20 protein-coding genes are annotated in these 22,324 nt (G+C 61.0%); 8 read left to right on the forward strand and 12 right to left on the reverse strand.

All coding sequences use genetic code 11. The features are described 5' to 3' along the window. Positions 1–26 precede the first annotated feature (26 nt). The 4 genes from AC2LD7_RS01535 to AC2LD7_RS01550 all read left to right on the forward strand — a co-directional run bounded on the left by AC2LD7_RS01535 (position 27) and on the right by AC2LD7_RS01550 (position 4,523). Positions 27–2,177: an adenosylcobalamin-dependent ribonucleoside-diphosphate reductase gene (locus AC2LD7_RS01535; protein ID WP_484596098.1), complete on the forward strand. Its 2,151-nt coding sequence runs from the start codon at positions 27–29 to the stop codon at positions 2,175–2,177. A 76-nt stretch (positions 2,178–2,253) separates the two neighbouring features. Further along, on the forward strand, positions 2,254–2,940 hold the full coding sequence (locus AC2LD7_RS01540; RefSeq protein ID WP_484596099.1) for a TSCPD domain-containing protein: 687 nt from the start codon (positions 2,254–2,256) through the stop codon (positions 2,938–2,940). A 258-nt stretch (positions 2,941–3,198) separates the two neighbouring features. Next, positions 3,199–4,128 carry a zinc dependent phospholipase C family protein gene (locus AC2LD7_RS01545; RefSeq protein ID WP_484596100.1) on the forward strand — a complete coding sequence of 310 codons (930 nt, stop codon included), beginning with the start codon at positions 3,199–3,201 and terminating at the stop codon, positions 4,126–4,128. After that, a complete protein-coding gene (locus AC2LD7_RS01550) occupies positions 4,125–4,523 on the forward strand; it encodes a hypothetical protein (RefSeq protein ID WP_484596101.1) in 399 nt (132 codons plus the stop codon). Before AC2LD7_RS01545 ends, AC2LD7_RS01550 begins: the two co-directional genes overlap by 4 nt. 414 nt (positions 4,524–4,937) lie before the next feature. On the opposite strand, the gene ppnN is transcribed toward AC2LD7_RS01550, so the two are convergent. From ppnN to AC2LD7_RS01565, 3 genes are all read right to left on the reverse strand, one after another. Further along, entirely contained in the window at positions 4,938–6,311 is a 1,374-nt protein-coding gene (ppnN, locus tag AC2LD7_RS01555) for a nucleotide 5'-monophosphate nucleosidase PpnN (RefSeq protein ID WP_484596102.1), read from the reverse strand. Positions 6,312–6,731: 420 nt separating this feature from the next. Next, positions 6,732–7,682, reverse strand: coding sequence for a homoserine kinase (locus AC2LD7_RS01560; RefSeq protein WP_484596103.1), 951 nt, complete (start codon positions 7,680–7,682; stop codon positions 6,732–6,734). 30 nt (positions 7,683–7,712) lie between these two features. Next, on the reverse strand, positions 7,713–7,994 hold the full coding sequence (locus AC2LD7_RS01565) for a DUF2782 domain-containing protein (RefSeq protein WP_484596104.1): 282 nt from the start codon (positions 7,992–7,994) through the stop codon (positions 7,713–7,715). A 76-nt stretch (positions 7,995–8,070) separates the two neighbouring features. Here AC2LD7_RS01565 and polA point away from each other — a divergent pair, with 76 nt between their 5' ends. Then, positions 8,071–10,815 carry a DNA polymerase I gene (polA, locus tag AC2LD7_RS01570; RefSeq protein ID WP_484596105.1) on the forward strand — a complete coding sequence of 915 codons (2,745 nt, stop codon included), beginning with the start codon at positions 8,071–8,073 and terminating at the stop codon, positions 10,813–10,815. A 449-nt stretch (positions 10,816–11,264) separates the two neighbouring features. On the opposite strand, the gene AC2LD7_RS01575 is transcribed toward polA, so the two are convergent. From AC2LD7_RS01575 to AC2LD7_RS01600, 6 genes are all read right to left on the reverse strand, one after another. Further along, positions 11,265–13,223 (reverse strand): DUF7844 domain-containing protein, encoded by a 1,959-nt coding sequence (locus AC2LD7_RS01575; RefSeq protein WP_484596106.1) that lies wholly within the window; start codon positions 13,221–13,223, stop codon positions 11,265–11,267. Next, a complete protein-coding gene (locus AC2LD7_RS01580) occupies positions 13,220–13,540 on the reverse strand; it encodes a DUF2388 domain-containing protein (RefSeq protein WP_484596107.1) in 321 nt (106 codons plus the stop codon). Before AC2LD7_RS01580 ends, AC2LD7_RS01575 begins: the two co-directional genes overlap by 4 nt. Positions 13,541–13,566: 26 nt before the next feature. Next, entirely contained in the window at positions 13,567–13,860 is a 294-nt protein-coding gene (locus AC2LD7_RS01585) for a DUF2388 domain-containing protein (protein ID WP_484596108.1), read from the reverse strand. A 90-nt stretch (positions 13,861–13,950) separates the two neighbouring features. Further along, on the reverse strand, positions 13,951–14,268 hold the full coding sequence (locus AC2LD7_RS01590; protein ID WP_484596109.1) for a DUF2388 domain-containing protein: 318 nt from the start codon (positions 14,266–14,268) through the stop codon (positions 13,951–13,953). A gap of 106 nt (positions 14,269–14,374) precedes the next feature. Continuing rightward, on the reverse strand, positions 14,375–14,575 hold the full coding sequence (locus AC2LD7_RS01595) for a DUF1127 domain-containing protein (protein ID WP_484596110.1): 201 nt from the start codon (positions 14,573–14,575) through the stop codon (positions 14,375–14,377). 171 nt (positions 14,576–14,746) lie between these two features. Then, positions 14,747–15,061 carry a putative quinol monooxygenase gene (locus AC2LD7_RS01600; RefSeq protein ID WP_484596111.1) on the reverse strand — a complete coding sequence of 105 codons (315 nt, stop codon included), beginning with the start codon at positions 15,059–15,061 and terminating at the stop codon, positions 14,747–14,749. 163 nt (positions 15,062–15,224) lie between these two features. Here AC2LD7_RS01600 and mdaB point away from each other — a divergent pair, with 163 nt between their 5' ends. Then, on the forward strand, positions 15,225–15,809 hold the full coding sequence (mdaB, locus tag AC2LD7_RS01605; protein WP_484596112.1) for an NADPH:quinone oxidoreductase MdaB: 585 nt from the start codon (positions 15,225–15,227) through the stop codon (positions 15,807–15,809). Between the two features lie 74 nt (positions 15,810–15,883). Here mdaB and AC2LD7_RS01610 read toward each other — a convergent pair whose 3' ends face one another. From AC2LD7_RS01610 to AC2LD7_RS01620, 3 genes are read right to left on the reverse strand one after another with little or no spacing between them, the layout of a single operon-like run. Continuing rightward, positions 15,884–17,335 carry an NAD(P)(+) transhydrogenase (Re/Si-specific) subunit beta gene (locus AC2LD7_RS01610; protein ID WP_484596113.1) on the reverse strand — a complete coding sequence of 484 codons (1,452 nt, stop codon included), beginning with the start codon at positions 17,333–17,335 and terminating at the stop codon, positions 15,884–15,886. Further along, positions 17,332–17,664 carry an NAD(P) transhydrogenase subunit alpha part 2 gene (locus AC2LD7_RS01615; protein ID WP_025239882.1) on the reverse strand — a complete coding sequence of 111 codons (333 nt, stop codon included), beginning with the start codon at positions 17,662–17,664 and terminating at the stop codon, positions 17,332–17,334. Before AC2LD7_RS01615 ends, AC2LD7_RS01610 begins: the two co-directional genes overlap by 4 nt. 14 nt (positions 17,665–17,678) lie before the next feature. Next, positions 17,679–18,800: a Re/Si-specific NAD(P)(+) transhydrogenase subunit alpha gene (locus AC2LD7_RS01620; RefSeq protein ID WP_484596114.1), complete on the reverse strand. Its 1,122-nt coding sequence runs from the start codon at positions 18,798–18,800 to the stop codon at positions 17,679–17,681. Positions 18,801–19,332: 532 nt separating this feature from the next. Between AC2LD7_RS01620 and gspE the strand changes: the two genes are divergently transcribed. Then, positions 19,333–20,847 (forward strand): type II secretion system ATPase GspE, encoded by a 1,515-nt coding sequence (gene gspE, locus AC2LD7_RS01625; RefSeq protein ID WP_484596115.1) that lies wholly within the window; start codon positions 19,333–19,335, stop codon positions 20,845–20,847. 258 nt (positions 20,848–21,105) lie between these two features. Then, positions 21,106–22,320: a GspF family T2SS innner membrane protein variant XcpS gene (gene xcpS, locus AC2LD7_RS01630; RefSeq protein ID WP_484596116.1), complete on the forward strand. Its 1,215-nt coding sequence runs from the start codon at positions 21,106–21,108 to the stop codon at positions 22,318–22,320. Positions 22,321–22,324: the final 4 nt, after the last annotated feature.

The following is a 22,324-nucleotide window of genomic DNA, read 5'->3' on the forward strand; positions in this document are numbered from 1 at the left end:
CCCATGGATCTTAGGACTGGCAGCGCATGGCGAAGACAGGCGGACCCATCGCAGCAGTTAACGAAACCATCTCAGACATTGCCCTGCAGGCGGCATCCGAAGACATCTGGGCGCAGAAATACCGGCTGACGCGCAAGGACGGCAGCGCCGTCGACGACAGCGTCGACGCCACCTGGCGGCGGGTCGCCCGCGCCCTCGCAGACGTCGAAAGCAGCGAGACTCGCGAGCACTGGTATCAGCGCTTTCTCTGGGCGCTGCGCAACGGTGCCATTCCTGCCGGACGGATCATTTCCAATGCCGGCGCGCAGGATTACAAGCCCGCCACATCCACCATCAATTGCACGGTCTCCGGGACCATCAGCGATTCGATGGACGACATCCTCGGCAAGGTCCACGAAGCCGGGCTGACGCTCAAGGCCGGCTGCGGCATTGGTTACGAATTCAGCACCCTGCGCCCGCGCGGCTCCTTCGTTTCCGGTGCCGGCGCGCATACCAGCGGGCCGCTGTCGTTCATGGATATCTACGACAAGATGTGCTTCACCGTCAGCTCTGCCGGTGGCCGTCGCGGCGCGCAGATGGGCACCTTCGACGTCGGCCATCCGGACGTGCGCGAGTTCATCCGCGCCAAACGCGAAGACGGCCGGCTGCGGCAATTCAACCTGAGCCTGCTGATCACCGATGAGTTCATGCAAGCGGTCGAAGCCGACCAAGACTGGCCGCTGATCTTCCCGCTGCACCTGAAGGAAAAGACCGAACTGGACCTGGACGATCCGCAGCAGGTGATCTGGCGCGAATGGCCCGTGCACGAGAGTTACATCTTCCGGGAAGATGGTCTGGTCGCTTGCCGGGTCTACGGACGGGTCAAGGCGCGGCACCTGTGGGACATGATCATGGTGTCCACTTACGATTACGCCGAGCCGGGCTTCATCCTCATCGACCGGGTCAATCAGCTGAGCAACAACTGGTGGTGCGAAGCGATCCGCGCGACCAATCCCTGCGGCGAGCAACCACTGCCGCCCTACGGCTCCTGCCTGCTGGGCTCGATCAACCTCACGCATTTCGTTATCGATCCGTTCGGCGCCGATGCCCGCTTCGACTGGGATAAATATCGTGAAGTGGTGCGCGTCTTTACTCGCATGCTGGACAACGTGGTGGAGATCAACGGCCTGCCACTGGCGCAGCAGCGCCACGAGATCGAGAGCAAGCGGCGCCACGGCATGGGCTTCCTTGGACTGGGTTCGGCCCTGACGCTGCTCAAACTGCGCTATGGCAGCGCCGAGGCCTGCGTATTCACCGAAGAAGTCGCGCGGGAGATGGCGCTGGTCGGCTGGGAACAGGCGCTGGAGCTGTCGATGGAAAAGGGGCCGGCGCCGCTGTTGACCGGAACCTTCGAAGTCACCGCCGAGATGCTGCGCAAGCGACCGGAAATGAGGGAAGACGGTTACCAGATCGGCGACCGGGTCGCAGGGCGCGTGTTGCACGCCAAGTATTCACGCTACATGCAGAAGATCGCCGAGTACGCGCCCGAACTGACCGAACAGTTGGCCGAGCTGGGTGCGCGCTTCACCCACCACAGCTCCATCGCGCCCACCGGCACCATCAGCCTGAGCCTGGCCAACAATGCCTCAAACGGCATCGAGCCGAGCTTCGCCCATCACTACTCACGCAATCTGATTCGCCCAGGGCGCAAGGCCAAAGAGAAGGTCGAGGTGTTCAGCTACGAGCTCTTGGCTTATCGCAGCCTGATCAACGCCAGGGCGCAGCCGGGCGCCGACGATCCGGGGCGCAAGCTGCCGGACTATTTCATCACCGCCGATGACGTCAGCCCGACCCAGCACGTAGACATTCAGGCCGCCGCACAGAAATGGATCGACTCATCCATATCCAAGACGGCCAATGTGCCCACTGACTATCCCTTCGAAGCCTTCAAGGACATCTACCGCTACGCCTGGCGTCAGGGCTTGAAGGGCTGCACCACCTTCCGCTTCAATCCCGCCGCGTTCCAGGGCGTGCTGGTGAAAGAAGCGGACCTGGCAAACACGCTTTACCGTTTCACGCTCGAGGACGGCAGCGTGGTCGAGCTCAAGGGCAATGAAGAGGTCGAATACGATGGCGAGGTAAATACCGCCGCCAACCTGTTCGACGCGCTGAAGGAAGGCTATTACGGCAAATACTGAAGAACTGAAACGCCGATAAGAGCGCTGGAGGCTGAGCGACGGGTCTTCTGGCCCTCCGTTGAAACAGGAGAGGGGCATGGCAATCAAAATCGAGCAGCGCATCAAGGGGTTCAAAGTCGTGGACGAGGCACTCGAACGCCACGCCGTCGTCGAGGAAAAAACCGGCTCGGTCATGCAGATGGACGAAAGCCTTCAGCGCCCGGAAATCCTCGTCGGCATGACCTACAGGATCAAGTCGCCGCTGTTCGAGCACGCGCTCTTCGTCACCGTGAACGATGTCGTCCTCAATGCCGGCACGCCCCATGAGCAGCGTCGGCCGTTCGAGATCTTCATCAACTCGAAGAACATGGACGACTTCCAATGGATCGTCGCGCTCACGCGGATCATGTCTGCGGTGTTCCGCAAAGGGGGCGACTGCACCTTCCTGGTCGAGGAACTCAAAGCAGTGTTCGACCCGCGCGGTGGTTATCTGAAGAAAGGCGGCATCTACATGCCTTCCATCGTCGCGGAAATCGGCGCCGTACTGGAACGCCACCTCATCGCCATCGGCATGCTGGAAGGCCAGTCGCTGGACGAAACCCAACGTAAATACCTGGCCGAAAAACGCGCCGCCTATGAAGCCAGCCAAGGCGCTGCGGCGCTGGAACCAGGTGATGGCTTCCCCGCCGGCGCTCAGCTATGCAGTAAATGCAGCACCCAGGCTGTGGTGCAAATGGACGGCTGCGCTACATGTTTGAACTGTGGGAATTCGAAGTGCGGGTGAGGGTTGGCGGCGGTTGCTTGGGATATTGACCGCTTCCGACCAAACAGGTATCTGTACAGAGTCTGCTTGACGCTTATTAAATGTCTAGTTCAGCCGGCTAAGTAACTGCAGTTATTTTTTGCCAGCCTGTCCCCGTTTCAGTGTGTTCCGCCACTTCTACCAAATCGTACGGTTTAACGCGAAAAGCTTTTACTGAAGCTTTACCTCAATGTAGAGTGGGATATTCTGACCCAATCTTATGTAGTTAAGGATGATTATATGCCCGGTGCATTTGCACATATTACGGCAGCTCAGTGTGCCAGCGAAAATACAGCCTTGGCACGTTTGACTATGCCAAGCGAAGCGAAGCGGATAATTAGCCAGAATATTAAGTTCATCGAGCTTGGTTGTGTTAGTCCAGACTATCCTTATCTTGCCGTGACTTCGCCTAGCCAAGCTCAATGGGCTGATTGTATGCATTACGAGCGAACCGGAGAGATGCTCAAGGCTTTAATAACTAAGGTCAAAGAGCGGCCTTCAGGCGCTGAAAAACAAAAAGCATTTGCCTGGCTTTGCGGCTATATCGGACACGTGATCGCTGATATAACCATCCATCCTGTTGTGGAGCGTCGAGTTGGTCCGTATGAGCAGAACAAGAGGGCGCATCGAGTATGCGAGATGAACCAGGATGCCTTCATATGGGAAACAAAGCTAAAACTCGGCGGCGTCGGATATGCGGATCGGGTGCGTGAGAATATAGGGACTTGTGGCGATCCTGATGACGACTCGAAACTCAATTCAGTAGTTGGGCAAGTTTGGACAGAGAGCTTACTTCAGACGTATCCCGAATGCGTCTCTCAAAGTGTACCTAAAACCTCAGACTGGCATAACGCATTCCAAGCCGTTGTAGATAGTGCCGATGAGGGACACCGTCTCTTTGCCTTAGCCCGGCATGTTGCGGTTGACCAAGGCTTGACTTATCCGACTCTTGAAGAGGTCGAGCACTCTTATATATATAACCTTGATACACCTAGGGGGCTCATGAATTATGAGGAGGTTTTCGATCGCGCGGTAGCGAACATCCGATCTTACTGGGAGATTGCCGCTCAAGCGGTATTTGAAGGTGGACCTGTTGACGCTTTTTTGAACTGGAACCTTGATACAGGGGAGACCCCTGATGGATGTCTTACAGCATGGGACGCGTCATGAAATTGCTTACAGGTATATTATTTTCGTTTCTGGTCGCAGGCTGTGCTAATTGCGCTTCCTATAATGATGAATCAATGTTTGATTATGCCTCTAAGCTAAAGGATATCGCGCAGGCTATAGATGGAGAAGTGAAATTCGGTGATGTGGAAGGGCTTTCGCTGAATGACATTATTGTTCGTGCGACAGCCAATGAACCTAGAGCTCTGGAGTATTTTTCAGGCTACCAACTGCAATTTAAAATTAAAGACGGAAATGCTGTGGCTTTAATGTGTGATGGAAATATTTCTCTTATAGAAGATGCAGGCTGCAGCGCGAAGGTCGACAAAATGCTATGGAATACACCTAAAGCTAATTCCTGCCACTTTAGCCTCGATATATCGCCGATATGTCAGTAGCTCTCAAAGTCGAGCTTGGATTGGTGCAATGCTTCGCAATAAGGGATGCTGGACGCCGTTCATTAACTAGCAGAGAAAGAGAGCAATATTCTGCTTCTTGACTCGGCTGGCTTCGTTAGATCAGGTAGCGAACAATAGGTAGACCTTCCGATACATACCGCCCTGACCTTTCCACCACGAGCCGCTTCGGACTCGCTCTGTGTCGCTGACATGTTGCGATTACATTTCGAAGCGGACCTCCCAGCGGGCAAGATGACGTAGCCGGTCAGGCCGTCATCATTGTGGGAGCGCAGCCGTGGCTGTCGCCCCCGACAAATCTGCCGCCTAAGCTTCGCATCGCTCAGAACCGCAAAGCCTTAGGTTACGTATTGTTCCGATGTCTTGGCGAGTGCCGGAACAGTCACGCCCCGTTTCTTAGGTCACCACCCGATAGCAGGGCACGTATGGTCTGTCGCCTGGCAGCTTCATGCGGTGCTGCTCGACGAAGGCCTGCAGTAAGTTGTCCAGTGGCTTCATGATCGCCGCGTCACCATGTATCTCGTAGCGGCCGTATTGCTCGATGCGCCGGATACCCTTGTCCTTCACGTTGCCCGCGACGATGCCGGAAAAGGCGCGGCGTAGATTCGCCGCGAGCTCATGCGGCGGCACGTCCCGGGTCAGTTGCAGGTTCGCCATGTTCTCGTGGGTCGGATCGAAGGGATGTTGGAAGCCTTCTTCGATCTTGAGAAGCCAGTTGAAATGGAACGCATCGTTGCGCTCGCGGCGGAACTGTTTGACGGCTTTTAGCCCCTCGACCATTTGGCGGGCCACTTCGGCCGGATCGTCGATGACGATCTGGTAGTGCTGCTGGGCCTCTTCGCCGAGAGTGGCACCGACGAAGTCGCGCAGCTGCTGCAGATAAGGCGCGGCGCTTTCTGGGCCGGTGAGGATGACCGGGAAGGGCACGTCGCGATTGTCCGGATGCAGCAGAATGCCCAGCAGGTAGAGAAATTCCTCGGCCGTGCCGACGCCGCCGGGGAAGATGATGATGCCGTGACCGACGCGCACGAAGGCTTCCAGGCGCTTTTCGATATCCGGCAGGATCACCAGTTCGTTGACGATCGGGTTCGGTGCCTCGGCAGCAATGATGCCTGGCTCGGTCAAACCCAAGTAGCGGCCGGCTACGATGCGCTGCTTGGCATGGGCGATGGTTGCGCCCTTCATCGGACCTTTCATCACACCCGGGCCGCAGCCGGTGCAGATGTTCAGTTTGCGCAGGCCCAGCTCGTGGCCGACCCGCTTGGCATACTTGTATTCCTCGCTGCTGATCGAATGCCCTCCCCAGCAGACCACCATGTTCGGTTCCGCGCCGGGCCGCAGCGTGCGGGCGTTGCGCAACAGGTGGAAGACGTAATCGGTGATTCCCTGGGAACTGCTCAGGTCGATGCGCGGGCTGCCCAGTTCGCTCTCGGTGTAGACGATGTCGCGCAACGCGCTGAAGAGCATTTCCCGCGTACTGGCAATCATCTCGCCATCGACGAAGGCGTCGGCCGGTGCGTTGAGCAGCTCCAGTCGCACGCCACGGTCCTGCTGATGAATGCGAACCTCGAAATCGTCATACGCCTCGAGAATGGTCTTCGCGTTGTCGATGCGCGCGCCGGTATTGAGGATCGCCAGGGCGCACTGGCGGAACAGCGTATAGGTGCTACCCGAGCTGGCTTCGCTCAGTTGCTGAACTTCCCGTTGAGACAGCGTTTCCAGGCTGCCCTTGGGACTAACGGAGGCATTGATTACGTAGCGTGAGGTCATTCTTGTTTCCCTGAAAACAATGCCACCGGGCCAGGCAGGTCAGGTGCATCAGGATGGTGAGCGCAGCGTCGGTGGCAGCGCGCGTTTGTACGGTCATGTGTGGAAGCGTCGTGCCAGCTCCTTGGACGGCGATGCTTGTAGACGGAATCGATCCGCAACAGAAAACCGATGGCTGAGGCCGGCATCTTACCAGCCGCGGTGACGAGCATCGGCGGGATTACTTGACGCTGACGACATGGAAAAGGTTCCTCGCTCCGCCCTCGTGGCCGCAGCCGTTGCTATTGGTTTCGACAGCAAGCGGAGCCGATCGATTTCGCGTCGCAAGAGAGATTCTGCAAACGGTCGCTACGGAAAGGGCCAGCACCACCGAGGTGATGGTTGTGCTGGCATTGGTCGGGTTCAGCGTGCGGACAGGCCCGCCTAAAACGCGAACGGCAAGCCGCTATGGAACTGCTGGCGGGCGCTGAGCAGGTGGCGAAATTCTTCCGGGTCCTTGATCAATACGCGCTGGCCGGCAAAATTCTGTGCGGCGATAAGGCGCGACAGCCAGAAACGCACACAAGCGACGCGCAGCATTGGCTTCCACAGCTCGGCTTCGGCCGGGGTGAAGCGGCGCAGGGCGGAATAAGCGGCCAGCAACGCCTCACTGCGATCTTCATCAATTTCGCCATTGGGGTGTGAGCACCAGTCGTTAACCGTGATGGCGATGTCGTAGAGCATCGGCCCCGAGCAGGCATTGTAGAAATCGATCACGCCGGTGAGGTGGCTGCCCTCGAACAGGACGTTGTCGCGGAACAGATCGGCGTGCAGGTTGGCCCGCGGCAAGGCCAGAATCTTTGGTTTCAGCTCAGCGATTTCAGCGAGGCCATCGCGCAACAGCGGCAGCTGGTCTTCGCTCAGCGACATGGCGAGGCTGGGGCCTTCTTCCTGCATCCAATCCAAGCCGCGATCGCTGCGGCGTTCGAGGATGTGCTCGCGGGTCGCCAGATGCAGCCGCGCTAGCAGCCGTCCCACTTCGGCACAGTGGTGGGTGTTAGGAGAAGTGACGTGTTTGCCCGGCAGCCGCGGCTGCAGCAGCGCGGGTTTTTCCGCCAGGGTGCGCAGGGCTTCGCCGCGCTCGGTGCGCAATGCATAGGGCACCGGCAGACCGGCCCGGTGCAGCACATCGAGCAATTCGATGAAGAACGGCAGATCCTGGGTCGGGCCGCGTTCGACCAGCGTCAGGACATATTCGCCCTGTTCCAGGCTGACGAAGAAGTTGCTGTTCTCGCTGCCCGCGGCGATGCCTTCGAAGTCGCGTAAGCGCCCCAGTTGATAGGGCGCGAGAAAGGCGTCCAGCTCTTCGCGTTGCAGAGGCGTGAATACAGACATGACGTGCCTTCCGTTACGTTTAGCGCTGCGTTACCAGCTGAAGATTTCCCAGGCCGGAATCAGCATGTCCGGGCGATCGGCGCGGATGAAATTGCTGTCGCCATCGGCGCGTACCAGAAAGTATGGCTTGCCGGTCTTGGGGATGATCTTCACAGCATAGAGGAAGCCGTTGACTCGGTATTCCTCGACGGTCCGCTCGCCTTCCTGGCGGATGGTCACGTCGGGTTCGCCCTCGACCGACTCTTGGGCGAAACCGGTCAGCGGCACCAGCGCCAGCAGGCCGGCCAGCATCAGAGGTTTGACTGCTCGCATGATAACCTTGCCCCTTTGTCGTCAGATGGTCCGATGCATTCTAGCCGCGGGCCCGCCGAAAAGGTTGATCCTGCTCATGAGCCAAGCGCCCCTCGTTCTGGTGGACGGTTCGTCCTACCTCTATCGCGCCTTCCACGCCCTGCCGCCGCTGACCACCTCCACCGGTAAACCCACCGGCGCGGTCAAGGGTGTGCTGAACATGTTGCTATCGCTGCGCAAGCAATATCCGGACAGCCCGTTTGCAGTGGTTTTCGATGCGAAAGGGCCCACGTTCCGCGACACACTGTTCGCCGAATACAAATCCCACCGCCCGCCGATGCCGGATGATTTGCGCGGCCAGGTCGAGCCGCTGCACGCCAGCGTCCGAGCGCTCGGCATGCCGCTGTTGTGCGTCGATGGCGTGGAGGCCGACGACGTGATCGGCACCCTGGCGCGCCAATGCGCGGCGCTCGGGCGCGACGTGATCATCTCCACCGGTGACAAGGATATGGCGCAGCTGGTCTGCCCGCACGTGACGCTGGTCAACACCATGACCGGCAGCGTCTATGACATTGAGGGCGTCAGGACCAAGTTTGGTGTTGGCCCGGAGCTGATCATCGATTTCCTCGCGCTGATGGGCGACAAGGTCGACAACATCCCGGGCGTGCCGGGTGTCGGCGAGAAGACTGCCTGTGGCCTGCTCAATGGCATCCCCGGAGGCCTCAAGGGACTTTACGAAAATCTGGATCAGGTCGCGGCGCTGCCGATCCGTGGTGCGAAGTCGCTGGGTGCCAAGCTGGATGAGCATCGCGATGCGGCATTCATGTCTTATGAGCTGGCGACGATCAAGATCGACGTGCCGCTGGATGTAGAGGTCGGCGATCTGATGCCGGGTGAACCGCATCGCGAGGCGCTGATCGCGTTGTACCGCGAGCTGGAGTTCAAGGCCTGGCTCGACGAACTGCTGCGCGAAGCAAAGGCTGCCGGCGAGAATTGCGAGGTACAGCCGGAGGGCTGTTCGATCCAGGCCGAAGCCGAATACGACACCGTTCTCGATCAGGGCGACTTCGACGCCTGGCTGGCCAAACTGAAGAATGCCGACTGTTTTGCCTTCGACACCGAGACCACCAGTCTCGATGCGCAGAAGGCGCAACTGGTGGGCGTTTCCTTCGCGATCGAGACGGGGAAAGCCGCGTACGTACCGCTGTGCCACAGCTACATGGGCGTGCCGCAGCAGCTCGACCGTGATGCGGTGCTCGCTGCCCTGAAGCCGCTGCTGGAAGATTCGACCAAGCGCAAGATCTGCCAGCACGGCAAATATGACATGAACGTGCTGATGCACTACGGCATTGAAATTCGCGGCATGACCTTCGACACCATGCTCGAATCCTACGTGCTCGACGCCACCGCCACGCGCCATGACATGGACAGTCTGGCGCTGAAATATCTGGGCCGCGGCACCATCCGTTTCGAGGACATCGCCGGCAAGGGCGCCAAGCAGTTGACCTTCGACCAGATCGCCATCGAGCAGGCCGGGCCTTATGCTGCCGAAGACGCCGACGTTACCTTGCGTCTGCACCAGACGTTGCTGAAAAAGCTCGAAGCCACGCCCTCTCTGCTCAAGGTACTGAACGAGATCGAGATGCCGCTGGTGCCGGTGTTGGCGCGTATCGAGCGCAACGGCGCGTTGGTGGATGCCAATCTGCTCGGGCTGCAAAGTGTCGAGTTGGGCGAACGGCTGATCGAACTGGAGCGTGAGGCCTACGATATCGCCGGTGAAGAATTCAATCTCGGTTCGCCCAAGCAGCTCTGCGCGATTCTCTATGAAAAGCTCGGCTGCCCGGTGCTTTCCAAGACCGCGGGCGGGCAGCCGTCCACCGCCGAAAGCGTGCTCGCCGAATTGGCCGAGCGTGACTACCCGCTGCCCAAGGTGATCACACAGCATCGCTCCTTGAGCAAGCTCAAGGGCACCTACACCGACAAGTTGCCGCAACAGATCAACCCGCGCACCGGCCGCATTCACACCAGCTATCACCAAGCCGTGACGGCGACAGGGCGGCTGTCTTCCAGCGACCCGAACCTGCAGAACATTCCGATCCGTACCGCCGAGGGCCGGCGTATCCGCCAGGCCTTCGTCGCGGCACCGGGCTATAAGTTACTGGCGGCCGACTATTCGCAGATCGAGTTGCGCATCATGGCGCACCTGGCGCAGGACGAAGGGTTGCTCTACGCCTTCCAGAACAATCTGGATGTGCACCGCGCCACCGCCGCCGAGGTGTTCGGCGTGGAGCTGGACCAGGTCAGCAATGACCAGCGACGCAGCGCCAAGGCGATCAACTTCGGCTTGATCTACGGCATGAGCGCCTTTGGCCTGGCCAAGCAGATCGATGTTTCGCGCGGCGAGGCGCAGGCCTATATCGACCGTTACTTTGCCCGCTATCCCGGCGTGCTCGCCTACATGGAGCGCACCCGCACCCAGGCGGCGGAGCAAGGCTATGTCGAAACCCTGTTCGGGCGCCGGCTGTACCTGCCGGAGATCAATTCGAAGAACGGCGCGATGCGAAAGGGGGCCGAACGTACGGCGATCAACGCGCCGATGCAGGGCACCGCGGCGGACATCATCAAGCGCGCCATGATCAGCGTGGACAACTGGCTGCAGGAGAGCGGGCTGGATGTGCGAGTGATTCTGCAAGTACACGACGAATTGGTGCTGGAAGTGCGTGAAGATCTGGTCGAGCAGGTCCGTGAACGTATTTGTCCGTTGATGAGTCAGGCCGCCCAGCTGGACGTGCCGCTGCTGGTCGAGGCCGGTGTCGGCAACAACTGGGACGAGGCGCACTGAGGTCAGCGATGTGCAGATGCGGTTCAGGATGCCGGGCACATTAAATGGCTCGCATCCTTCTACGAGGCGCGCTGGCAGCAGCGCCTCGGTCATAAAAGCAGGCCGCGCTAGAGCGGCCTGAAGCCTCGGCGAAAATATTTCTCGCTTCGCATTGAACTGATGGACCGAAGCCCCGGTCCTAGGCTACGAAGGGTGTAGAAGCCCTTCGATGCTCCTTGTTGTGTTAAGTGTTGGCAGATCATCTGGACTTCGCCCTAGCGGTCCGGATTTGGACCTCGAACTTCCCCCTCCCCCAACGAAGTTCGAGGTTTTTTTTGCCCGAAAAAAACTGAAAAGCCGATCAAGAGCGCTTGAGGCTGGAAAGCTGGACGATTCGCATGTCTTGTTGCGACGCGGGCCGCCCCACCTGTGTACTGCTTGTTTTTCAGCCCTCAGCCTCCAGGCTGTCACTAAGGCAGCTGCAAACCGCCACCCGCTTTATGCAGGCGGCGCAAATGCTCGCTGATCTGCGCCAGGTTGGCCTCGACGCTTTCCAGCTCCAGCCGCCGCTCTTCGCCCAGCAACAGTCGCACCTCCTTGTTCAACGCCTCGGTAAGTTGACTGAGCCGTGCCTGACGCCGGCTGCTTTCCTGCTCCAGTCGTTGCCATTCACTGGTCTGCGGCAAGCCGTAGCCGCTGCCGTCGAGCAGCTCGGCCGGGCGGCTGAGGTAACCGCTATTGGCCAGGATGCCCTGCAACGCGTCGTCGGCCTTGGCCAGACTATCGTCATGGCGCTCGCGACCGCTCAGGTAGCGATTCTTCAACTCCTCCTGCGCCAGCAATAAGTGACGGCGCAGCGCTGCCTGTTCCACCAGCAGCAGCGCCGCGCTGGCGCGCAGATCGGCCTTGTCGATCCAGGGACGGCGCTGCTCGGCGCTGAGTTCCAGCCATTGCTCGACATCATCCTGCGGCAGCCCCAGCCGCTCGCGGAGCACCGCGAACATGGCCTGGTAGCGGTCGCGGTAAGAATCGAAGCGATATCCCAGGCGCAGCGCCTCACGCGGATCGTCGAGCACGCTGGCGTCGGCCAGGCCGCGGTTGATCAGGATTTCCAGCAGGCCGCTCGGCAATATGCTGTCCAGGGCATCGAGTTCCGGCCGGCCGGTGCCGCTGCGCAGCAACTTGAGGGTTTCCACCGCGCAGTTGTTGGACAGAAAGTAATAGTCGCCGTCGTAGCTCCAGTGCATCTCCGCGCTGTGCTCGACCAGCCTGTCGATTTCGCTGCGCTGCAGCTTGAGCGGGATCGAGGCCAGGCTGCGCAGCTCGACCTTGGTGTATTCGTCGATCACCTGGCCCAGCGGCAGGACGAACAGACGCGACGGGTAGACGCCAGTCAGGCCGTCCCAGCTGGACAATTGCACGTCGCCGACGAAGGCACGAAAGGACAGCACCAGATGATGGTCGAGGTCCAGTCGGCAAGCCGGTCCGCGCGGACGGCCCGGTGCGCAGATCACCAGGCGCAGCATGCTATGGCCCCAGCGGCTGACCCAGGCATCGTTGGCCTCGGCGAACAGATAATCCACTTCGTAGACGCGCTCCGGATCAAGCTTGATCAGCGGCGTGCGGGAGAAATCATGACCGGCGTTGAGAATCGGCAGACCCGGTTCGCAATCCGCCACGTCGACGGGCTGCCAGCCGAAATGCTCTCGAAAATAGCGATGCAGCGAGGGGCGGCGGCAAGCATAGCTGGGGTCGAGGAGGAAATATTCCAGGTTCACCGCGACGAATTCCAACGGATTGGTCAGCTCGTAGGCGTCGGGGCTGCGAGCAACCTGGGCGTTCTCGGCTTCTCTTTCGCCACGCTGGCCGACACGCTGGGGCCAGCCGGCCAGATCGAGCAGGCGCGGGTCGTCGCTGAGCGTGAAGCGACGTTCAGTCTGGCCGCGGCAGCTGTCCGGCAGCCCGACCAAGCCGAGGCTGGCGGCGCGCTGGCCGCAGAACGCCAGTTGCCGATGGCCTTCCGGCGACCAGAGCCGGGCGCGGTCATACAGATGAGCGATCTCGTGCACCAATGTCGCCAGCAATTCTCGCCGCACCGTACCGTGTGGGCGCTCGGTGCGCTGTTTGGCGGCGCTGCCATCGGTCAGCCCGGGCAGCAGGCGGCGATTGAGTAACAGCAGATCGCCGCCCGCGCTGCCATAGACGTCATGGGTCAAGCCATCATGCCAACGAACGCGGACGTCTCGGTCGAGCCGCTCGAGCATCCGCGGCGGCAAGGCAGCCATGGCTTCGTCCAGCAATTGCTGACTGGCCGCACGCTCGGCCGGTTGCAACTTTGCGTCATCCAGAGTCAGTCGCAGATCCGCCTGACAAATGCTGGCGAGCGTCGTGAGCGCAACGGCCAGCCACCAGGCGCGAGGTGATTTCACTGCGCGAGGATGGCTTCGGCCAGGGCCAGATCACTGGCTTGCTGCGCTTCTGGAAAGGCACTGCGCAAGCTGCCGAGCGCAGCCTCAAGCCGCGCGCCGCGAATTTCGCCACCGCTGGCGACGAAGCCGGCGGCCTCGTCACGGGCTTCGCTGACGATCTTCATATCGCTGATCCGGCTGGTGATATCCGAGGTGAAATTGATGCTGCGGTCCAGCGCGTTGACGACGATATTGCTCGTGGCGACCAGGGTTTGCGCCTGAGCGCCGGTGGTCAGCATGGCCAGCGCAAAAGGCGCGGCAATCAGCTTCAGGTTCATGATGGAATCTCGTGAAATCGAGTGGGTCATTGGACGAGGATTGCCTCGGCCAGTTCAAGGTCGCTTGCGGCAAGTCGTGGCTGCTGTTCGCGCAGCCAGCGCAACGCCGATTCCAGCCGCGCGCCGCGGATTTCGCCTTGGCTGGCGACGAAACGGGCTGCTTCGTCACGCGAATCGAGAATCAGCTTGTTGTCGAAGGGGGCCGTGGTGACCTGGCTGGCGACATAGGTGGAGGCGACGGTGCCAGCGAAGATGCTGTCGAATGCCTGCGCGCTGCCACAGAGGCAGCAGCCGGCCAGTACAAGGTAGAGCGAACGCATGTAAATCCCGGTGCCGAAAAATCAGCTGCCAAGGCTAGCGAAACGCCAGCCAGACGGCCAGCGCCGCGGCCCAGGATTCGGTGTGTCCGCTTAAAGCGCCAGGATCGCGCTGGCCAGTTCCAGGTCGCTCGCCTCCAGGCTCGGCGCCTGGCTGCGGATATGACCGAGCGCTGCCTCCAGCTGAGCGCCACGCGTTTCGCCGTTGCTGCCAACGAAGCGGGCTGCATCGTCACGCGCATCAAGCACCAGCTTGTCATCGCCCAAGTCAGAACTGATGTCGGAGGTGCCTTCGACGGTGTTGACCAGCGAGGCGCCGATGGCGTCGATGGTGCCGGTGATGCTGCCGGCCGATGCGGTCCCCGCCATCAGGCAGGCAGCAGCGGCAACTGACAATAGATACTTGTTCATAGACTTCTCCAGAGCTAAACGCGGCTTCCCGCCGACGTTCTTTTCGACCGTCGCATCAGGGTGCCGTTCAGCTTAGGCCGCAGGGCCTCGCCTGGGAAGCGCGACGTCAACGCCAGAAGGGCTTGCCCAACTCATCCATTCGCTCGCTGCGGCTGACGCCGATATCGGCCAGTTGGCGGTCGTCCAGAGCCGCTAGCTGGCGTCGGGTGCGCGCGCGTTGTTGCCAGAGGCGCAGCAACTGCAGCAAACGGCGCAGCAATGCCGAGCCGGAACCGAGGGTGAGCGTGCGGGGCAGTACGCGCTCCATGTGCCTCTCCTTCCCGCCGTTTCGCGGGGATGGGTTATGGGCAGATAGAGTCGCGTGTCGCGCTGTTGCGTAACAGTTACAGGCGTTGTGGGTTGTACCGGTTCAGTTGCGAGCGAGGACGAACTGTACGGCAGGTAACAACGAGGAACTGTTTCGCCGCAAGGGAGCTGCCTAGCGCGATGCGGATGATGGACTGATCATCGCGATCGGGCGGATCTCGAAATCGCGCGTCAGGTAATCCATGCGCTGCTCGTGGAAGCAGCGCATATGGGGAAGAGCGCTGTGCGCCTCCAGATGCGCGCGGGATTGCCAGACTTCATAGAAGATAAACAGGGTCGGCTCCTGCGCGTCGCGCAGCATGTGATATTCGATACAGCCGTCTTCGGCCCGGCTTGAATCGACGTAGGCGCTGAACAGCGCTTCGAATTCGTCTGCTTTTTCCGGTCGCGTGTAGGCGTGAAGGATGAAGGCGCAGGTGTCGCTCATGAGTTGGCTCCGTACGGGCAGTTGTGAGCTGCAAACGCTACCGCATGGACCGGCCGCGCATTCGTGACTTTCAGTCAATTGGCTTTTGCCGTAGGGGCTCTGTTTCGCCGGGTTCGGAATCGTTAGGCTGCTCGCCATTCGCAACTTGCCAGGTATCCGATCCATGAAAAACGTGTTGCTGCTCAACGGCGGAAAGCAGTTCGCCCACTCCGATGGCCGTTACAACGCCACCCTTCACGAGACTGCGTTGAGCTTTCTCGACCGCGCAGGCTTCGACGTCAAGGAAACGCAGATCGACGCCGGCTATGACGTGGCTGAGGAAGTCGCCAAGTACCTTTGGGCCGACGTGGTCATCTACCAGATGCCCGGATGGTGGATGGGCGCGCCCTGGACGGTGAAGAAGTACCTCGACGAGGTGTTCACCGAAGGTCACGGCAGCCTCTATGCCAACGACGGGCGCACGCGCTCAGACGCCTCGCAGAAGTACGGCAGCGGCGGGCTGCTACAAGGCAAGCAGTACATGATTTCGGCGACCTGGAACGCGCCACAGCAGGCCTTCGACGATCCGAGCGATTTCTTCGAGGGCAAGGGCGTCGATGCCGTCTATTTTCCTTTCCACAAGGCCAACGAGTTCCTTGGCATGACAGGCTTGCCCACCTTCCTTTGCGTCGATGTGATGAAGCGGCCTGCCATCGAAGCGGACATTCAGCGCTACGAAGCGCATCTGGCCAAGGTGTTCGGTCGCTGATCCGCTGCAGAAGCAGAAAAAACAAAACCCCTCGCGGCCAAGCCGGGAGGGGTTTTTGATGTCACGTGGTGCGCTTATTCCACAGCTTTAACCATATCCTCGACGACCTTTTTGGCGTCGCCGAAGACCATCATGGTCTTGTCCATGTAGAACAGCTCGTTGTCCAGACCGGCATAACCGCTGGCCATGGAGCGCTTGTTGACGATGACCGTCTTGGCTTTGTAAGCCTCGAGGATCGGCATGCCGGCGATCGGCGATTTCGGATCGTTCTTCGCCGCCGGGTTGACCACATCGTTGGCGCCGAGGACCAGCACCACATCCGCCTGGCCGAACTCGGAGTTGATGTCGTCCATCTCGAACACCTGCTCATACGGCACTTCGGCCTCGGCCAGCAGCACGTTCATGTGGCCGGGCATGCGACCCGCCACCGGGTGGATCGCGTATTTCACGGTCACGCCCATGTGCGTCAGCTTTTCGGCCAGCTCGTTCAGCGCATGCTGCGCGCGAGCCACCGCCAGGCCGTAGCCGGGGACGATGATCACGGTGTCGGCGTTCGACAGCAGGAAGGCGGCGTCATCGGACGAGCCTGATTTGACCGGACGCTGTTCCGTGCTGCCCGCAGCCGGGCCGGCATCCGCCGCGCCGCCGAAGCCACCGAGAATCACGTTGAAGAACGAACGGTTCATCGCCTTGCACATGATGTACGAGAGGATCGCGCCGCTCGAACCCACCAGCGAACCGGCGATGATCAGCATCGAGTTGTTCAGCGAGAAGCCGATACCGGCCGCCGCCCAGCCCGAGTAGCTGTTGAGCATCGACACCACCACCGGCATGTCGGCGCCGCCGATGGGGATGATGATCAGCACGCCGATGACGAAGGCCAGCGCCACCAGAATCATGAACGCGGTGAAGTTGCCGCTGAAGGTGTAGATCAGGCCCAGCACCAGAATCGCCACGCCGACGGCGAGGTTGATCTTGTGCTGATTGGCGAACACCACCGGCGCGCCCTGGAACAGGCGGAACTTGTATTTGCCCGACAGCTTGCCGAAGGCGATCACCGAACCGGAGAAGGTGATGGCGCCGATGGCTGCACCGAGGAACAGCTCCAAACGGTTGCCGGCCGGGATCGGATAGCCAAGCGCCTGAACGATGCCCAGCGACTGCGGCTCGAGCACCGCGGCGATGGCGATGAACACTGCAGCCAGGCCAATCATGCTGTGCATGAAGGCAACCAGTTCGGGCATCTTGGTCATCTCGACGCGCTTGGCCATCAGCGTGCCGATGCTACCGCCGACGAGCAGACCGAGAATGATGAAGCCCAGGCCGGCCCAGGCGCTGCCGCCCTCGGCCAACTGCGCGCCGAGCTTGAACACCAGGAACACCGTGGTCACCACGGCGATGCCCATGCCGATCATGCCGAACAGGTTGCCGCGGCGTGAGGTGGTGGGGTGCGAAAGACCTTTCAAGGCCTGAATGAAGCTCACCGAAGCGATGAGGTAGAGCAGGGTGATGAGGTTCATGCTCATGGCTTGGACTCCGCCTTGGCGCTGCCTGCAACGGACGCGCGCTCCTTCTTCTTGAACATTTCCAGCATGCGGCGGGTGACCAGGAAACCGCCAAAGACGTTCACTGCCGCCAGTGTCACGGCCAGGGTGCCCATCAGCTTGCCCATCGGGGTGACGGTCAGGGCGGCGGCGAGCATGGCGCCGACGATGACGATTGCTGAAATGGCATTGGTGACCGCCATCAGCGGGGTATGCAGCGCGGGGGTGACGTTCCAGACCACGTGGTAGCCGACGTAGATCGCCAGCACAAAGATGATCAGGTTGTAGATGCCATCAGATATCAGGTCCATTTTCTCGGGCTCCCTTAACCGTTGGTGCGCACGACCTGGCCGTCACGGCACATCAGGCACGCGGCGACGATGTCGTCTTCGAGATTGAGCTGGAACCTGGCTTCGCCATCGATCACCAGCTTGAGGAAGTCCAGCAGGTTGCGTGCGTATAGCGCCGAAGCATCCGCCGGCACGAGGGTCGCCAGGTTGGTGTAGCCAACCAGGGTCACGCCGTGCTTGACCACCACCTGATCGGCTTCGGTCAATGGACAGTTGCCGCCCTGAGAGGCGGCCAGATCGATCACCACCGAGCCGGGCTTCATCTGCTGCACCGTTTCTTCCTGCAGCAGCGTCGGCGCCTTGCGGCCCGGAATCAGCGCGGTGGTGATGATGATGTCGGCTTGCTTGGCACGCTCGTGCACGGCCTGGGCTTGGCGCGCCATCCAAGAAGCGGGCATCGGTCGGGCGTAACCGCCGACGCCTTCGGCGCATTCACGCTCTTCATCGGTCTCGCACGGTACGTCGACGAACTTGGCGCCCAGGGACTCGATCTGCTCCTTCACCGCCGGACGGACGTCCGAGGCTTCGATGACCGCGCCCAGACGCTTGGCTGTGGCGATGGCCTGCAGACCGGCAACGCCCGCACCGAGGATCAGCACGCGAGCGGCTTTCACCGTACCGGCAGCCGTCATCAGCATCGGCATGAAGCGTGGGTACTGGTTGGCGGCGACCATCACCGCCTTGTAGCCGGCAATGTTGGCCTGCGAGGACAGCACGTCGAGGCTCTGCGCGCGCGAGGTGCGTGGCGCCGCTTCGAGGGCGAAGGCGGTAATGCCGCGTTCGGCCATGCGTGCGATGTTTTCGTTGTCGAAGGGATTGAGCATGCCGACCAGAACCGTACCCGGCTGCATTTGCGCCAGTTCAGATTCGTTCGGTGCGTTCACCTTCAGCAGGATCTCTGCTGCGAACGCCGCAGCGGCATCGGCGATGGTTGCGCCTGCCGCTTCGAAGGCACTGTCCGGGACGCTGGCTTGTACGCCTGCACCGCTCTGCACAGTTACCTGATGCCCTTGGCCGATCAGCTTCTTGACGGTTTCCGGTGTCGCGGCAACGCGCGTTTCACCGGGCCTGGTTTCGAGAGGAACACCAATGTGCATTGTTCTTGTTCTCCTGCTTGATCGTAACCAGCGGCGCTGCGCGGTAACCCGGCTATTGCACCGCTGGCATTACTTTTCGCCCGGCCACTGCGGATGGCGGTCGGGTGTAAATCGGCTGACGAGGCCCCTGTTCGGCTGGTAAAGCCGCCGCGGCGCGGCATTCTGCAAGGGCTGGGCGAATCAAACAACCGTTTTAATCAGAACGCTATCGTGCCGCTCCGTTCAAAACATGACCGTTAGGTTGCTTTGTAACGCTGCAGGCCTTGCTAGTATTGGGTTAGACCTTCGTCTAAGGCTCCCTTACCAAGTTTTGCGCGGGCAATCATGAATGACGGGCCATAGACGGGGTATTCGTCCGAGGCGTTGTCTATATTCGACCTAGGTGCCGTTTTGCGGCTGACCGGGTTCGACAGCCTGATAAAAACTGTCGAAGGTTTGTAATGTCATGCATTCCTTGTAGTCCAAAGCCGTTGGTTGCGCTGGCTTCGGACTGCCGACGATCTTCGATTGCATTACTCGTGAGAAATTCAGCATGGCCCAATTGGACGTGAACGAGATGACCACCTTGCTGGAGGAGCCGGTCCAGCGGCGGCTGCCGTTTGCCTTTGCTCGGCGCCATGGCGTGATTCTGCTGGATCGCCCCGAAGGCCTGCGCCTATGCGCGCGCGAGGGCGCACCGCTGACTGCGCTGCAGGAGGCGCAGCGCGTTGCAGGCGGTCCTTTGGCGATGCAATGGCTGGCGCAGGAGGAATTCGAGCAGGCGCTGAGCGCGGCCTACCAGCACGACTCATCGGCGGCGATGCTGATGGTCGAAGGGCTGGGCGATGAGATGGACCTGCACAGCCTGGCCGATCAAATCCAGGAAACCGAAGACCTGCTCGAACAGGAAGACGATGCGCCGATCATCCGCCTGATCAACGCCATCCTCGGCGAGGCGATCAAAGAGAATGCTTCGGATATTCACGTCGAAACCTTCGAGAAACGCCTGATCATTCGTTTCCGTATCGACGGCATCCTGCGCGAAGTGGTGCAGCCCAAGCGCGAGCTGGCGGCATTGTTGGTGTCGCGGATCAAGGTCATGGCGCGGCTCGACATCGCCGAGAAGCGGATCCCCCAAGACGGTCGGATTTCCCTTCGGGTCGGCGGACGTGAAGTGGATATCCGGGTCTCGACCCTGCCATCGGCCAATGGCGAGCGAGTGGTGCTGCGTCTGCTCGATAAGCAGGCTGGGCGCCTGACCCTGCGTCATCTGGGCATGAGCGACCGTGATCGCAAGGTGATGGAGCAGGCGGTGCAGAAGCCCCACGGCATCATCCTCGTCACCGGTCCGACCGGCTCGGGCAAGACCACCACGCTGTATGCCAGCCTGGTCACGCTCAACGACCGCACGCGCAACATCCTCACCGTCGAGGACCCGATCGAATACAACCTCGAAGGCATCGGCCAGACCCAGGTCAACACCAAGGTCGATATGACCTTCGCCCGCGGCTTGCGGGCTATTCTGCGTCAGGACCCGGACGTGGTGATGGTCGGCGAGATCCGCGACCAGGAGACCGCCGACATGGCGGTACAGGCCTCGCTGACTGGCCATCTGGTGCTCTCGACGCTGCACACCAACAGCGCCATCGGCGCGGTGACGCGGCTGGTGGACATGGGCGTCGAGCCGTTCCTTATTTCCTCGTCGCTGCTCGGCGTGCTGGCCCAGCGCCTCGTGCGGGTGCTGTGTAATGACTGCAAACGCGCCTATGTCGCCGACGAAGCCGAATGTGCGCTGTTCGGCCTCGATCCGAGCGAAGCGCCGACGCTGTATCACGCCGAGGGTTGCGACGTCTGCCGCCAGCTGGGTTATCGCGGGCGGACCGGTATCTACGAATTGGTGATGTTCGACGATGCCCTGCGCAGCATGATTCACACCCGCGCACCGGAGCAGGACATGCTCCGCCATGCGCGAAAACTCGGCCCGAGCATCCGCGACGACGGCCTGCGCAAGGTGCGCGAAGGGGTGACTACCATTGAGGAAGTGTTGCGCGTGACGCGAGAGGAGTGAGATGAACGCCAATGTTCGGCACGCGGGTAGGGCAGGTGAAACCCGCCAATTAGGATTTGTCGCCGAGTACCCTGGCAAGCCGTCGAAAGACCTAGGCGAGACAGGCCAGGTTGCGACCCGCCCTATTGATTATGCGCAACGCCAACAGGCTGCACGCACAGGACGGGTGCAGCCCGCCGGTACGGTGCAAGCGTCTTGCGCGATCGGCGGGTTGCACCCGCCCTATAGCGCTGACCGAACCTGCGAGGCGCGTGCCTGATGGCTGCCTTCGAATATCTTGCGCTCGACCCGCGCGGTCGTGAGCAGAAGGGCCTAATCGAAGCGGACAGCCCGCGTCAGGCCCGCCAGTTGCTGCGCGAGAAGCAGTGGTCACCGCTGGAAGTCAAGCAGGCCAAGGCCAAGGAAGACACCGGCGGCGGTGGCTTCGCCTTCGGCCGTGGGTTGTCGGCACGCGACTTGGCGCTGGTGACCCGCCAGCTCTCCACCCTTGTCCAGGCCGCGCTGCCCATCGAGGAAGCCCTGCGTGCCGCGGCCGCGCAATCGACGTCGCAGAAGATCAAATCGATGCTGCTGGCGGTCCGGGCGCGAGTGATGGAAGGCCATAGCCTGGCGGGGGCGCTGCGCGAGTATCCGTCGGCCTTTCCCGAGCTGTACCGCGCCACCGTCGCGGCGGGCGAGCACGCCGGGCATCTCGGGCTGGTGCTCGATCAGCTGGCCGACTACACCGATCAGCGCCAGCAATCACGGCAGAAGATCCAGCTGGCACTGTTATATCCGGTGATCCTGCTGGTGGCCTCGCTGGCCATCGTAGTGCTGCTGCTGGGGTACGTGGTGCCGGATGTGGTCAAAGTATTCGTCAACACCGGCCAGGCGCTGCCGACGTTGACCACCGGGCTGATCGCCGTCAGTGAGGCGGTGCAGCGCTGGGGCTGGCTGATGCTTATCGTCATCGTCGCGGCTGGTGTGGCCATGCGTCAGGCGCTGCGCGACGAAAAGATCAAGCGCCGCTGGCACGCCTTCATCCTGCGCATTCCGCTGGTGGGACGGCTGGCGCGGGCGACCAATACTGCACGTTTCGCCTCGACCTTGGCGATCCTCACCCGCAGCGGTGTACCGCTGGTGGACGCGCTGGGCATCGCCGCCGCGGTGATCGCCAATCTGCGTATTCGCGACAAGGTCATCGAGGCGGCGCAGCGTGTGCGCGAAGGTGGCAGTCTGACCCGTGCGCTGGACGCCACCAACGAATTTCCGCCGATGATGCTGCACATGATCGCCAGCGGCGAGAAATCTGGGGAACTGGACCAGATGCTGGCGCGTACCGCGCGCAATCAGGAAAACGACCTGGCGGCGCAGATATCCCTGCTGGTGGGTCTTTTCGAACCCTTCATGCTGGTATTCATGGGGGCTGTGGTATTGGTGATCGTCCTGGCGATCCTGCTGCCGATTCTTTCTCTCAATCAACTGGTGGGCTAACGAG

Source organism: Stutzerimonas sp. (assembly GCF_982611455.1).

Excerpts from the sequence above, each read along its gene's own strand:
- AC2LD7_RS01535 (WP_484596098.1), top strand. The coding sequence starts at position 27 with ATGGCGAAGACAGGCGGACCCATCGCAGCAGTTAACGAAACCATCTCA.
- AC2LD7_RS01540 (WP_484596099.1), top strand. The coding sequence starts at position 2,254 with ATGGCAATCAAAATCGAGCAGCGCATCAAGGGGTTCAAAGTCGTGGAC.
- AC2LD7_RS01545 (WP_484596100.1), top strand. The coding sequence starts at position 3,199 with ATGCCCGGTGCATTTGCACATATTACGGCAGCTCAGTGTGCCAGCGAA.
- AC2LD7_RS01550 (WP_484596101.1), top strand. The coding sequence starts at position 4,125 with ATGAAATTGCTTACAGGTATATTATTTTCGTTTCTGGTCGCAGGCTGT.
- ppnN (WP_484596102.1), bottom strand. The coding sequence starts at position 6,311 with ATGACCTCACGCTACGTAATCAATGCCTCCGTTAGTCCCAAGGGCAGC.
- AC2LD7_RS01560 (WP_484596103.1), bottom strand. The coding sequence starts at position 7,682 with ATGTCTGTATTCACGCCTCTGCAACGCGAAGAGCTGGACGCCTTTCTC.
- AC2LD7_RS01565 (WP_484596104.1), bottom strand. The coding sequence starts at position 7,994 with ATGCGAGCAGTCAAACCTCTGATGCTGGCCGGCCTGCTGGCGCTGGTG.
- polA (WP_484596105.1), top strand. The coding sequence starts at position 8,071 with ATGAGCCAAGCGCCCCTCGTTCTGGTGGACGGTTCGTCCTACCTCTAT.
- AC2LD7_RS01580 (WP_484596107.1), bottom strand. The coding sequence starts at position 13,540 with ATGAACCTGAAGCTGATTGCCGCGCCTTTTGCGCTGGCCATGCTGACC.
- AC2LD7_RS01585 (WP_484596108.1), bottom strand. The coding sequence starts at position 13,860 with ATGCGTTCGCTCTACCTTGTACTGGCCGGCTGCTGCCTCTGTGGCAGC.
- AC2LD7_RS01590 (WP_484596109.1), bottom strand. The coding sequence starts at position 14,268 with ATGAACAAGTATCTATTGTCAGTTGCCGCTGCTGCCTGCCTGATGGCG.
- AC2LD7_RS01595 (WP_484596110.1), bottom strand. The coding sequence starts at position 14,575 with ATGGAGCGCGTACTGCCCCGCACGCTCACCCTCGGTTCCGGCTCGGCA.
- AC2LD7_RS01600 (WP_484596111.1), bottom strand. The coding sequence starts at position 15,061 with ATGAGCGACACCTGCGCCTTCATCCTTCACGCCTACACGCGACCGGAA.
- mdaB (WP_484596112.1), top strand. The coding sequence starts at position 15,225 with ATGAAAAACGTGTTGCTGCTCAACGGCGGAAAGCAGTTCGCCCACTCC.
- AC2LD7_RS01610 (WP_484596113.1), bottom strand. The coding sequence starts at position 17,335 with ATGAGCATGAACCTCATCACCCTGCTCTACCTCATCGCTTCGGTGAGC.
- AC2LD7_RS01615 (WP_025239882.1), bottom strand. The coding sequence starts at position 17,664 with ATGGACCTGATATCTGATGGCATCTACAACCTGATCATCTTTGTGCTG.
- AC2LD7_RS01620 (WP_484596114.1), bottom strand. The coding sequence starts at position 18,800 with ATGCACATTGGTGTTCCTCTCGAAACCAGGCCCGGTGAAACGCGCGTT.
- gspE (WP_484596115.1), top strand. The coding sequence starts at position 19,333 with ATGGCCCAATTGGACGTGAACGAGATGACCACCTTGCTGGAGGAGCCG.
- xcpS (WP_484596116.1), top strand. The coding sequence starts at position 21,106 with ATGGCTGCCTTCGAATATCTTGCGCTCGACCCGCGCGGTCGTGAGCAG.